This window comes from Blautia acetigignens (assembly GCF_025566865.1).
GTDB classification, from domain to species: domain Bacteria; phylum Bacillota; class Clostridia; order Lachnospirales; family Lachnospiraceae; genus Blautia_A; species Blautia_A acetigignens.
This window is the reverse complement of sequence record NZ_JAOQJM010000017.1, coordinates 65,509-78,081: the sequence shown is the minus strand read 5'-3', so window position 1 is coordinate 78,081 and position 12,573 is coordinate 65,509. Positions and strand designations below refer to the sequence as shown.

At 43.3% G+C, this 12,573-nt stretch carries 9 protein-coding genes and 1 pseudogene; 1 reads left to right on the top strand and 9 read right to left on the bottom strand.

The genetic code is table 11. From position 1 onward, the window contains the following. Positions 1-259 precede the first annotated feature (259 nt). The 6 genes and pseudogenes from OCV70_RS16130 to gmd form a co-directional block, all read right to left on the bottom strand. Positions 260-1,558 (bottom strand): annotated as a pseudogene (locus OCV70_RS16130) (AAA family ATPase); the annotation flags it as partial. Positions 1,559-1,954: 396 nt separating this feature from the next. Next, complete coding sequence (locus OCV70_RS16125; protein WP_021925894.1) at positions 1,955-3,646, bottom strand: phospho-sugar mutase; 1,692 nt, start codon at positions 3,644-3,646, stop codon at positions 1,955-1,957. Positions 3,647-3,691: 45 nt separating this feature from the next. Continuing rightward, the gene (locus OCV70_RS16120) at positions 3,692-4,693 is read right to left on the bottom strand and encodes a type I phosphomannose isomerase catalytic subunit (RefSeq protein WP_117852261.1); all 1,002 of its coding nucleotides are present in this window, start codon (positions 4,691-4,693) and stop codon (positions 3,692-3,694) included. A 28-nt stretch (positions 4,694-4,721) separates the two neighbouring features. After that, positions 4,722-6,038, bottom strand: coding sequence for a sugar phosphate nucleotidyltransferase (locus OCV70_RS16115; RefSeq protein WP_117852059.1), 1,317 nt, complete (start codon positions 6,036-6,038; stop codon positions 4,722-4,724). A gap of 14 nt (positions 6,039-6,052) precedes the next feature. Next, on the bottom strand, positions 6,053-6,994 hold the full coding sequence (locus OCV70_RS16110; RefSeq protein ID WP_334292272.1) for a GDP-L-fucose synthase family protein: 942 nt from the start codon (positions 6,992-6,994) through the stop codon (positions 6,053-6,055). Between the two features lie 42 nt (positions 6,995-7,036). Further along, a complete protein-coding gene (gene gmd / locus OCV70_RS16105) occupies positions 7,037-8,092 on the bottom strand; it encodes a GDP-mannose 4,6-dehydratase (protein ID WP_262579874.1) in 1,056 nt (351 codons plus the stop codon). A 187-nt stretch (positions 8,093-8,279) separates the two neighbouring features. Here gmd and OCV70_RS16100 point away from each other — a divergent pair, with 187 nt between their 5' ends. Continuing rightward, complete coding sequence (locus OCV70_RS16100) at positions 8,280-9,149, top strand: AraC family transcriptional regulator (RefSeq protein WP_117852069.1); 870 nt, start codon at positions 8,280-8,282, stop codon at positions 9,147-9,149. A 67-nt stretch (positions 9,150-9,216) separates the two neighbouring features. Here the strand turns inward: OCV70_RS16100 and OCV70_RS16095 are convergent, their stop codons facing one another. The 3 genes from OCV70_RS16095 to OCV70_RS16085 are packed head-to-tail and all read right to left on the bottom strand — an operon-like array spanning position 9,217 to position 12,549. Next, positions 9,217-10,206, bottom strand: a complete 990-nt coding sequence (locus tag OCV70_RS16095) for an NAD-dependent epimerase/dehydratase family protein (RefSeq protein ID WP_021925888.1) — start codon at positions 10,204-10,206, stop codon at positions 9,217-9,219. Positions 10,207-10,225: 19 nt separating this feature from the next. Beyond that, entirely contained in the window at positions 10,226-11,425 is a 1,200-nt protein-coding gene (locus tag OCV70_RS16090; RefSeq protein WP_021925887.1) for an ATP-grasp domain-containing protein, read from the bottom strand. 14 nt (positions 11,426-11,439) lie between these two features. Beyond that, a complete protein-coding gene (locus OCV70_RS16085) occupies positions 11,440-12,549 on the bottom strand; it encodes a DegT/DnrJ/EryC1/StrS family aminotransferase (protein ID WP_021925886.1) in 1,110 nt (369 codons plus the stop codon). Positions 12,550-12,573: the final 24 nt, after the last annotated feature.

The following is a 12,573-nucleotide window of genomic DNA, read 5'->3' as shown; positions in this document are numbered from 1 at the left end:
CATCTAGCGGTACTTCGTACCGTTAAAAATGGAATAGCCGTTCCGCAGTAGCGGAACTGGCATTCCGTTTGAACGTAATTTGCAAACAGCTATATCCCCTACCATATGAAAGTTTGTTTTTATCTATATCAAATATATCTTTTCCATATAAACATTATATCATATGTATCTGTTTGTGTAAACATTTGTTCTGTTTTTTGTAAAAAAATTTGCGCGTCTAACTCATCACTGGAAGTAACGAGAATGCGACGCGCAGTTATTCAAGAAATCCAGAAACGATTTTCTTTATGGAAGAGCTATCGTTTTTCACAACTCCATTGAACCATTCATTGATTTGAGAGACGAAAACCTCTCGAACTTCTTTATTAGGGATGACTAGACTGTACATACCGTTTTCGTTCTTTCCAAGCCGTGTAAGATAACCAGTTGTAAAAAGAACGCTCCATACATTATCAATGTTGTTATCAATTTCATCATAAGTCAAATCCAGCCGAATTTTCTTTTCAACCGCATTCCCAGCGATCAACTGCTCGATTTCATCTTTGGTGGTTGTATCTGCCTTGTCAACAAAGCGTTTAACCAAGTCATTTCCGCTACTGTTAATCCAGTAGGATTTTGGGTGTGCGTCCGGGTCCGTCAGCCGATCTAAAACATAGTTTATTACATCCCATGGGCAGTAAATGTCCACATTCCCAAAATGATAACCGTCATACCACTCTTTAACTTCTGAAGAATGTTCTTGCATATTGTAGTCAGCCAAGAGGTTCGCTACTTCTTCTTTTGTGAAACCGAATTCTTCCTCATACTGAACATCATCAGCAGCATAAACCTTGAAATTATTCAAACCCGTAAAGATGCTCTCCTTGGAAACCCGAAGGCATCCTGTCAACACAGCAAACTGCAGATAATCATTTGTCTTTAATGCCTCACCAAACACGCCTCGGATTAGTGATACCATCTCTCTATAATAGCCGTGCTGAAATGCTTTGTCGAGCGGCACATCATACTCGTCAATCAGAACAATTACTTTCTGATTATAATGTTTATATAATAGCTCTGATATTTTCTTTAGCGAAAATTTAAGCTTTACTGCAAGTACAGTTTCTCGTCCCTCTTGAAGCGAAATCAAATCACGATACAGTTTCTTTTCGTCGTCATCCAATCTGTCACTATTCAGCAAATACTTGAAACGCCTAGCTTCACTGGCAATCAGCTCACACAATGAGTACTGTGCCTCCTCAAATGTGAGCCCGTCCACGCTTTTTAGGGACAAGCACACAACCGGTTACTTTCCCATATATTCCCTGCAAAGTTCTTTATTCTGTGAGATATAAAGACCATCAAACAATGTTGCATCTGTTCCAATTTCAAAAAAGCTCTTAAGCATACTCATGTTTAAGGTTTTTCCGAATCGGCGAGGTCTTGTAAACAGGTTCACTTTACTCCAATTCTCAAGAAGCCGCTCTATCAGTTTCGTTTTGTCCACATAATAGCAGCCCAACTTTCGAATTTCTTGAAAACTTTCAAACCCAACTGGCAGCTTTTTCAATCCAAGCACACTTTACACGCTCCTTTCCGAAGCTGTACTCCTGGAGTAATGTGCAAAAAGAACAAATTCTTCACAGCCTACCCCAATGTATTTTGATTTTACCATTTAGCAGGTCAAATAACAAGTCAATAAGTCAGCGTACCGCCACTATTTTTCGCCCCATCGCAAGCTCCGGCCTCACGCACCAGTTTCCTTCTAAATTATCTATTTTTCCGTTCTTTATAAAGAGAAGTGAGCCATGAAATCATAAGCGAACCACTGGCAGTAATAAAAAATGTTTTGAAGTTGTGGTAATCACTTTCTGCAACAACAAAATGCAGGTTTTTCCTTATTTTTTCAGTATTTTCAGGGCATTCGCAATCCGTATGATTCACTTGAGTTGCACTTTATTATGGAAGTTCACATTTATCGCAAAACCCGTTCCACATCCCCCACCACTTTCCTCTCAACCTCCTGTGCCTCTGCCTTTGTCTTAGCAGATACAGAAATATAAACCTTCAGCTTTGGTTCTGTTCCAGAGGGACGGATAACGGCGGAGCAGTTGTCTTCCAGTAAGTATTTCAGCACATCGGACTTTGGAAGTCCATCCAGGCCCTGGTTGTAATCCAGGACTTTTAGGATTTTCTTTCCTCCAAGGCTGGCAAGTGTCTTTCCCGGGCCAGCTTCTTCGTGAAAACGCCTCATAATGTTTTTCATTTTCTCGAAACCTGCAGGACCGTCGAATTCATAGGAGTGAAGGGTATTCAGGCAATAGCCATACCGGGAAAACAGCTCCTGAAGCTTCTCCCAGATACTGCTTCCATGGGCTGCATAGTAACTGAACATTTCGCAGATCAGGAATGCTCCTGCTACCGCATCCTTATCCCGCACATAGCTTCCTGAAAGGTATCCATAAGATTCTTCAAAACCAAAGACAAAGGAATCCGTCTTTTTGGCCTGTTCCAGGAAGCCGATCTGTTCCCCTATATATTTAAATCCGGTTAGAACATTAACGGTACGTACTCCATAATCGGCTGCGATTCTTTCTGCCAGATCCATGGTTACGATGGTTTTGACCATAACCGGGTTGTTCGGCATCTTATGGTGTTTTGCCCGCTGGGAACAGATATAGTCCAGAAGCAGCAGGCCTGTTTCATTTCCGCTTAACAAAACATATTCTCCACGGTCATCCTTAACTGCAATGCCAACACGGTCACAATCCGGATCCGTGGCAAGAAGCAGATCCGCATTACACCTTCTGGCGTATTCCAGTCCCAGTGCCATTGCTTCCCTGATCTCCGGGTTTGGATAGGGGCAGGTTGGGAACGCTCCGTCTGGCAGCCGTTGTTCTTCCACTAAGGTAATGTTGGTATACCCCATTTCTTTCAGTGTTCTTGTCACAGGGATAAGACCGGTTCCATTCAAAGGGCTATACACGATTGAAGCATCCCGGTTCACTTTTTCTCCGAATAAAACGGACTGATTTTTTACATTTTCAATAAATGCAGTCAGCACATCCTCTGAAATATATGTAATCTTTCCCTCTGAAACTGCCGCGTCAAAATCCAGCCTTTTCACATCTATAAAAATATCCAGCTTTTCAATCTCACCTAAAATTTCTGCCGCTGCTTTTGTGGTAATCTGACAGCCATCTTCCCCATAGACCTTATATCCGTTATATTTGGAGGGGTTATGGGAAGCTGTGATCATAATGCCTGCGGAAGCACTCAGATATCTGACTGCAAAGGACACAGTGGGAACCGGATTCAAATGCGGCCACAAATGGGTCAGCACACCGTTAGCTGCAAATACAGAAGCCGCAGTTCTGGCAAATACATCGGATTTGATCCGGCTGTCAAAGCCGATCACCACAGACGGTCTGGAAAATTTTTTCACCAGATAATCTGCCAGTCCCTGGGATGCTTTTGCAACTGTGTAAACATTCATCCTATTTGTCCCGGCACCGATCGTTCCCCGAAGTCCTCCGGTTCCAAATGCCAGATTTTTATAAAACGCATCTTCTATCTCTTCCTGGCTCATCTTTCTTAATAGAGAATGCAGATCATCCTCAACTGCATTTTCAAGCCAGCATTGATACTCATCCTTATACAACAACATATCATTCCAATCCCTTCAGCTTATTATTGATGTATAACATTATTCTCAGCATACCACCTTCAGCATTTTCCCTTTTCCATGTATCCGGATCCCGTCCATTCCAGCCGGGACAAAAATGCAGTCACCTTTAAAAAACTGCAGCTCCCCTGCTCCGTCCTTCAGCATAATCCCGCATCCGTCTATGCACAGCAGTACCTGGAAAGAAGTGCTGTCTGTATGATATTCCAGAAGCTGGCGGCACTGTTCCGTATTAAACAGCATACGCTCCACCTGAAAATAACGGCAGCGGCACAGCAGCTCTGTTGCACACCCTCTGTGGTAATTTAACACCCGCTGGGGCTGTCCTGGAGGTGTGCTCTTGTCTAATTTTACAACTTCCAGGGCTCTCTCTATATGCAGGGGTCTCTTTTTCCCGTATTTATCCTGACGGTCATAATCATACATTCTGTATGTCAGATTGGAATTTTCCTGGATTTCTGCCATCAGACAGCCAGCACCAATGGCATGTACCGTTCCGGCTTCTATATAAAAAGTATCATTTTTATGTACCGGGATCTTCTGGAGATACTCCCCGATGGTGCCATCCTCTATGCTTTTCTTCAGCTGCTCCCTTTCCATATCCTGGGAAAATCCATATACTAAAGAAGAATCCTTCGCCGCATCCAGCACATACCACATTTCTGTTTTTCCCCTGGAGCCATTTTCATGGGTTCTGGCATATTCATCATCAGGGTGTACCTGCACGGACAGATCTTTCTTTGCATCGATAAATTTGATCAGGACCGGCAGTTCCCCCGCAGCCAGCTGTTCCTTTGTATAATTGCAAAGGGGATGGGTCCCCAGATATTCCGGGTGCTCTTTGAGAACTTCCTTCAGGGGCATCCCGGCAAAAGCGCCGGACTCCACCAGGCTTGGCCCATCCGGATGGGTAGAGCACTCCCAGGTCTCTGCCAGGGGATTGAGCACACTTTCTTTTCCAAAGTCAGCCCGCAGGCGCTGTCCTCCCCACAGGTAATCCTTTCCCGCCGGTTTTAAAAGAAAAGGCATTTCCTCCTGAAATGCCCTGTTTTTTGTATTATAATTCAAGCTCGTATTTCTGTTTATCATATACACTGATCTCCCTGCCAAGCTGCACCTCTATCACCTGAAGCTTTGTATCCGCAATGATCGTATGGCGGCATCCCGCTGCCATGGTCACAACGTCTCCCGGTTTTACCTTCTGCTCCATTCCATCCACAATGGTCCTTCCCTCACCGGAAAGCACGGACCAGATCTCATCCCGGTTGGAATGGCTGTGATAATTCATGCCATGTCCCGGATTCAAGGTAACCTTTATGGTCATCCCCTCCTCATCCACATCCAGCACGCGAAAGCTTCCCCAGGATTTTTCCGCAAACATGATCTGCTTATCAATATCGTCCACATAAGGCTTTATATAGCTGGACTGCTCCTTATCAGACACCAGGATCCCATCCGGTCCTGCAGACACCACCACATTTTTTAAGCCCATGCAAAGAACCGGAACCTTCAGTTCATTCACAACATTTACATTTTCACAGGTATCGCTCAGGATCGCTTCTCCAACGGTGGGATCATCCATGGCCTCCGTAAGCGTGTTCCATGTACCAAGATCCTTCCACTCCCCGTGATACCGGAGCACTTCGATCTGCTTTTCATGCTCAACCACCGCATAGTCGAAGCTGATCTTTTCCAGAGTCTCATATTTCTCATAAAGGTCTTCATAGTCTGTAAAAGAAATCAGCTCATGTGCGCGCGCCAGCACATATCCAAGGCGGAAAGCGAACACGCCGCCATTCCACAACGCACCCTGTAAAATATATTCCTGTGCTGTTTTCTTATCCGGTTTTTCCTTGAAAACATCCACCTGGCTTATTTCTTCCTGGGTTTTCGGAATGATATATCCGTATTTCTCGCTGGGATAGGAAGGCTCAATCCCCATCAGCACCAGGTTTGCCTGACTGCTCCCTGCCAGGTCTCCCAGCTTTTTCAGGCTCTGGAAATAGGAATCCTCCACATAAGGATCGACCGGACACACAACCACAGCTTCGGATTCCGGGATCTTTTTCACATCATGAAGGTAAGATGCTGCCAGGGCAATCGCGGGAAACGTATCTCTCCTGCACGGTTCTACCGAAATCCCCACATTTTCCCCCAGCTGGTTATGGATCGCAGAGACCTGGGATTTGGAGGTTGCAATGGTTACGGCAGCTTCCGGGTCTGCTTTTTTGATCTGACTGAAAACACGCTGCACCATAGAATGGTACTCTCCGTTTTCATCCTGGAAGATCCGGATAAACTGCTTGGACCTCACATCATTGGAAAGGGGCCACAATCTTTTCCCGGAACCACCTGATAATAAAACTATATTCATGCCAAACTCTCCCCTTATCTTTCTGCCCGCATAGGATTATGGAGGAAATCCTCATAGGCAAGACGGGTGCCATCCTCCAGTTCTGTCTGGTAGGTCCAGCCAAGCGCGGCACTTTTGGAAACGTCCAGAAGCTTTCTGGGTGTTCCATTAGGCTTGGTGGTATCCCAGCGGATCTCCCCGTTATAGCCGGTCACCTTGGCAACCAGCTCTGTAAGCTCCCTGATTGTAAGCTCTTTTCCGGTTCCTGCATTTACCGTCTCATTTCCGCTGTAATGGTTCATCAGAAAAACGCACAGGTTTGCCAGGTCATCCACATAAAGGAACTCCCGCAGCGGACTGCCATCACCCCAGCAGGTCACATAGGGAAGCCCCTGTTCCTTTGCCTCGTGAAAACGGCGGATCAGTGCCGGAAGGACATGGCTGTGTGTGGGATGGTAATTGTCATTCGGTCCGTAAAGGTTGGTGGGCATGACTGAAATATAGTCTGTGCCATACTGGCGGTTCAGGAACTCGCAGTACTTAAGGCCGGAGATCTTGGCAAGGGCATAGGCTTCATTTGTCTTTTCCAGCTCTGATGTGAGCAGGCAGCTCTCCTTCATAGGCTGCGGTGCCATTCTCGGGTAAATGCAGGAAGATCCAAGAAATTCCAGCTTCCTGCAGCCGTTTTTCCATGCAGAATGGATCACGTTCATCTCCAGGATCATATTGTCATACATAAAATCTGCCAGGGAAGTCTGATTTGCCACAATACCGCCAACCTTTGCAGCTGCCAGGAAAACATACTCCGGCTTTTCCTGGGCAAAAAATCCCTCCACTGCATCCTGACGGCAAAGATCCAGCTCTGCATGTGTCCGGGTTATGATATTGGTATAGCCCTGCTTTTTTAGTTCCCTTACAATCGCAGATCCAACCATTCCCCGGTGTCCTGCCACATATATTTTTGCATTTTTTTCCATCATGATTTTCTTTCCAGCTTTCTGACTTTCATTGATTACCTTTTATTTGTTCTGTGCGCATTTCACTCTGGCTTCCTGCTTTGCCAGCTCACGGTCATGCTCTGCCATGATTTTTACAAGCTCCTCATAGCTTGTTTTCTGGGGATTCCAGCCAAGCACTGTCCGTGCCTTTGTGGGGTCGCCCCAGAGGTTATCTACGTCTGTTGGGCGGAACCACTGGGGATTTACGCATACCAGCATTTTTCCGGTTTGTGCATCATAGCCCTTTTCTTCCAGGCCGGCACCCTCCAAGCGGATCCGGATCCCATTTGCCAGAAATGCCTTCTCTGTAAAATCGCGGACCGTATGCTGCTCCCCGGTTGCAATGACAAAATCGTCCGGCTTCTCCTGCTGCAGGATCAGCCACATGCATTCCACATAGTCCTTTGCATATCCCCAGTCACGTAAGGAATCCATATTTCCAAGCTCCAGATGGTCCTGAAGCCCTTCTGCGATTCTTCCTGCTGCCAGGGTGATCTTTCTGGTAACAAAGTTTTCGCCTCTGCGCTCAGACTCATGATTAAAAAGAATGCCGTTCACAGCAAACATTCCATATGCTTCCCTGTATTCCTTTGTGATCCAGAAGCCATACTGCTTGGCAACTGCATAAGGGCTGTAAGGATGGAAAGGTGTGGTCTCTCTTTGCGGAACCTCCTCCACTTTTCCATACAGCTCGGAGGTAGACGCCTGATAAATCCTGGTTTTCTTTTCCAGCCCTAAGATCCTCACGGCTTCCAGAATACGGAGCACGCCAAGCGCATCCACATCCCCGGAATATTCCGGGACATCAAAGGATACCTGCACATGGGACTGTGCTGCCAGATTATAGATCTCATCCGGCTGGATAATATTGATGATCCGGATCAGGGAAGAGGAATCCGATAAATCCCCATCATGCAAAGTTACCTTATGTTCTGCAAGAAGATGATCAATCCTGCCAGTGTTTGAAATGGAAGCTCTTCTCACGATCCCATGAACCTCATAGCCCTTATCAATCAGCAATTCCGCCAGGAAAGACCCGTCCTGTCCGGTGATACCTGTAATCAATGCTTTCTTCATAATCTCCTCCAAACGTTCTTTTATTTATTAACTTTCCATATCATACTGGAAAAATCAGAGAGATTTAAGTGTATATCTTGCCATGTTGTAGCATTATATTGACTTTTCTGGTTTGGTGATGTACAGTTAAACTAATACTAAGAACGTGTGTTAAGATAGCTGTCAGCGAAGAAAGGAATTCAAGACTATGGATAATTCACTATTTCACGGAGATCTGGTAACTTCACAGCGTGTGATCTATACCCCCTCCAAATTTGCAAAGTCCCAGCTGATTCATCTCCAGGAGATCGGCGAGCTTCAGGCCAGGAAGCCCCACACCAGCCAGCGTGAAAACCTTGCTTCCTTTCTCTTCTTCCTGGTAACCTCCGGTTCCGGAAAGCTGGTATACCAAAAAACTGTGTATAACCTGCATGCCGGGGACTGTGTTTTCATAGACTGCCATAAATCCTATTCCCACCTTACTTCGGAAGATGATCTCTGGTCACTGAAATGGATCCACTTCTACGGTCCCAACATGACCGCGATCTATGAAAAATATGCTTCCCGTGGCGGACGCCCCTGCTTCCACACCGCTGACCAGCAGGCGTACACCCAGATTTACCATACCATTTTTGATCTTACTGATTCCAATTCCACCAGCCGGGATATGAAAATATACGAAAAACTGGTAAGCCTGCTGTCCCTTCTCATGGAAGAGTCACACAGTCTTACCAGTCATAGTTCAGACAAAAGCCGTAAGCGCAACCTGCAGTCTGTCAAGGAATACATCGACACCCACTATGCAGAAAAAATCACCTTAGATCAGCTCTCATCCCAATATTTTATTAACAAATTTTATTTAACCCGCAGCTTCAAGGACCAGTTCGGCACCCCGGTCAACAGCTACCTGATCCAGGTCCGCGTCACCCACGCCAAACAGCTCCTCCGCTTCACCGACCTCCCCATAGAAAAAATTGGGCAGGAATGCGGGATGAGTGATGCTAATTACTTCTCGCGGGTGTTTAAGAAGACGGAAGGGGTGGCACCGGGGGAGTATCGGAAGGCGTGGAGGATGTAGGGGAAAAAATTTATATATTAATTATTTTGATTGTGCTCCACATTATTCCAGCTGTAAACTATCCATTCTATTTTTGCAATAAACGATTTTCTGCAAGCTCCATTTCAGTTTTGAAATCACGTAACATTTCCAAATAACTATACTGAGGCTTATACCCAAGTTCTTCTACTGCAGGTGTAATGTCCATAATATATTGCGGCGCATTAGGCTTGTCTGGTCTCATAACTATTTTAGACTTTCTTCCCTCCTCACTAAAAACATCTACCATTCCTTTAATCTGATCTAAAAGAGATGTGCCAACTCCAGTTCCAACATTATAATATCCACACTCTCTATCGACAAAAACAGCTTTAAAAAGCATCTGGCAAAAATCCTTAACATAGACCATATCTTTTACGCGGCTAGAATCGCCCCAAACCTCTATTGTTTCACCAGCTCTTGCCTTGTCAATCAATAAACGATAACCAATTTTTCTAACCTTACCATCTACATAAAATGTATCTACAGGAGAATACAGATAAATAGTCGGTAACCGGAATATAAATCTCTTTAGACCATACATTTGATGATAGTTTTCTATCATATCAACCGCAAAATTTTTGGACATAACATAAATTGTATGATCACTTGTAAAACTAAACTTGCGAGGTAAGTCCACTGTTAACAGAGGATCCTCCTCTCCATAATCCTTTATATCACCAAAGCTCTGTGCAAAAAGGATACGATCTACTCCATTTTCCCTGCAATATTCAAGAATATTTAAATTCCCTGTAATATTAACATTAATATATTTATAGGGATCGTATCCCTGCATTCTAGCCGGCATTGCCCCCGCAAGATCAACTACAGCATAAACATCTTTCGGCAGCTTTGAAAATTCATCTTTTTTTGTAATATCAACCTGATAATAAGAGACCTTGAATTGATTAAAATAATTAGTTTCACGAGTACCTGTTGCGATAATTTCATATTCATCGCCCGTATAATGTTCCAAAAAATACTTAACAAAATACTGTCCTGTATCTCCGCTTGCTCCAAAAACAACTATTTTTTTCATATAAACCCCTTTCTCTTTATCACATTAATTGTACTTTTACATATTTACTTTGATTTCCAAGAACTTCTTCTATTCTCTCCTGATTTTCGAATTTAAGTATTAAAGTACCAATTGCCTCGTTTGCAGCTTCAAAGCCTCCAACCGATGTACCTTCTTCAATCCAAAGGTCGCGCTCCACAACGTTATCTACAATTTCATCTGAAATCCAAAGTTCCTTAAATACACCAGGTTCATCACTGTGAAGAATAATTTCTGCCCAACAACCATCATATGGTTGTTGCGAAATTTCTTCAATTGGCAATCCAACAGAATATTTAACCATATTGGTAATCATATCAACACCAGTTGCATACCGAAGGCACTCTGCCAACCGATTACCGCCTCCTCGTGGAGACAATTCCATGATATATGCTTTTCCATCTGTTCCTTCGCGAGTTTCAATATTATAAACTGCAGTTCTCATTTTCAGCAATTTTAAAAGTCTTTGAATCTCATTTGTCAATTCTTCCTGATGCTCTACTGACATTGAAGATGGCCAACTATATGCCGCTGGTGTATAGGGATTTTTAGCTTCAGGATCAAACCGCTGACAATCGAAAGAAACAAATTTCAATTCACCATCAATAGAAAAACTATCTGTATCAGAGGAGTAACCATGCTGTGTAATAAAATCTTCAATGATAAACTCATCTGAATGAGAATACGAAAGTGCATACTGAATACTCTTTTCCAAATCTTTTGGTTCATCTACACGTGTAACACCCTTACTGCCAGCAGAATCTGTCGGCTTTACAATAACTGGCCAATGGAACATCTCAATATCCGCAAGCGCATCAACAACATTTTTATATCCCTTTGCAGTCGGAACTGCAAAACCATTCTTTGTCAAAAAATCACGGAATTTACTTTTATTTTGCAAAATGCAGACCGACTCATATGGACCAACATTAGGGAGTCCCATTTTTTCCGCTACATAAGCAGCAGTAATAACACCTGGATCACAGGCAAAAGACATAATACCATCAATATTACATTCTTCTGCTGCCCGAAGGGTTTTTTCTTTATCAATAATGCTTACATTAACATATTCATCAGAAAACTTATGCGCGACATTGTCTGGAAGATAATCAGCTGTAATTGTATAAATTCCAAGTTTTTTTGCTGCTTTAATTACAGGGAGAGCATATCGTGAGCCTCCTAAAATCATTAATTTTTTCATTCTGTCCATTCTCCTCAATACTTGCAACCCAATATAATATCACAAATCCTATCCACATCTTCTAATGCCAAATCAGCATACAATGGTAACGTTAAAACCCGTTTGCTAATATGTAATGCAACTGGCGTCTCTGTTACATCATATTTTCCGTGAAAACATTCAAATGTATTAGTCAGTGGATAAAAATATTTTCTTGCTCCAATTCCATTTTCCGCCAACTTATCAAAAACTTCTGCACGACTTGCACCATACAGCCTTTCTTCAAAAACAACTGGAAAATATGCATAGTTGCTTTTAACATCATTTTGAATGCAATTAAGTTGGATGCCTTCCACATCTTCTAAACGTTCACGATACCTTTCAACCACAGCCTTACGTTTTGCAATTTCTTCATCTACGTGACGTAAATTACAAAGTCCCATTGCTGCGCAAAACTCGTTCATTTTTGCATTCGCTCCAACCGCAGGAACCTCTTCTGGACCATGAATACCAAAATTCTTTAATTCATAAAGTTTAGCCCCAAGTTGTTTATCCTTGAAGCATACAGCGCCACCCTCAATACTATTAAAAACTTTTGTCGCATGAAAACTAAAGCAAGAAACATCTCCAAAAGATCCGATTCCTTTTCCTTTGTAAGATTCACCAAACGTATGTGCAGCATCATAGATAACTTTCAACTCATATTTATGAGCAATACGTTCGATTTCTTCGATGTTACAAACATTACCATATACATGGACTGGCATAATCGCACATGTACGGTCTGTAATCAACTTTTCAATTTTACTTGCATCCATACAATATGTTTCAGGATCAATATCACAAAATACAGGTGTCAAACCATTACGAACAATTGCATGGGTTGTAGATGCGAATGTAAATGGTGTCGTGATTACCTCTCCCTGTAAATTCATTGCCTGAAGAGTAAGTTCCAATGCCATATGGCCATTCGTCAACAAGTCAATATTCTCAACTCCAAGGTATTCACACAAATTATCCTGAAGTTTTTTGTGCTTTGGCCCCATGTTCGTCAACCAATGACTATCCCACATTGGGGTGATTTCGTTCATGTATTCGTCAAGTTCTGGCATTGATGAACGTGTCACAAGAATTTTATTTTCCATACAATAACCTCCCTATTCTGTCAA

What these genes read in the sequence shown, in the direction of transcription:
- OCV70_RS16125 (WP_021925894.1), bottom strand. Translation starts at nt 3,646, where the DNA reads ATGTTGTTGTATAAGGATGAGTATCAATGCTGGCTTGAAAATGCAGTT.
- OCV70_RS16120 (WP_117852261.1), bottom strand. Translation starts at nt 4,693, where the DNA reads ATGCCTTTTCTTTTAAAACCGGCGGGAAAGGATTACCTGTGGGGAGGA.
- OCV70_RS16115 (WP_117852059.1), bottom strand. Translation starts at nt 6,038, where the DNA reads ATGAATATAGTTTTATTATCAGGTGGTTCCGGGAAAAGATTGTGGCCC.
- OCV70_RS16110 (WP_334292272.1), bottom strand. Translation starts at nt 6,994, where the DNA reads ATGGAAAAAAATGCAAAAATATATGTGGCAGGACACCGGGGAATGGTT.
- gmd (WP_262579874.1), bottom strand. Translation starts at nt 8,092, where the DNA reads ATGAAGAAAGCATTGATTACAGGTATCACCGGACAGGACGGGTCTTTC.
- OCV70_RS16100 (WP_117852069.1), top strand. Translation starts at nt 8,280, where the DNA reads ATGGATAATTCACTATTTCACGGAGATCTGGTAACTTCACAGCGTGTG.
- OCV70_RS16095 (WP_021925888.1), bottom strand. Translation starts at nt 10,206, where the DNA reads ATGAAAAAAATAGTTGTTTTTGGAGCAAGCGGAGATACAGGACAGTAT.
- OCV70_RS16090 (WP_021925887.1), bottom strand. Translation starts at nt 11,425, where the DNA reads ATGAAAAAATTAATGATTTTAGGAGGCTCACGATATGCTCTCCCTGTA.
- OCV70_RS16085 (WP_021925886.1), bottom strand. Translation starts at nt 12,549, where the DNA reads ATGGAAAATAAAATTCTTGTGACACGTTCATCAATGCCAGAACTTGAC.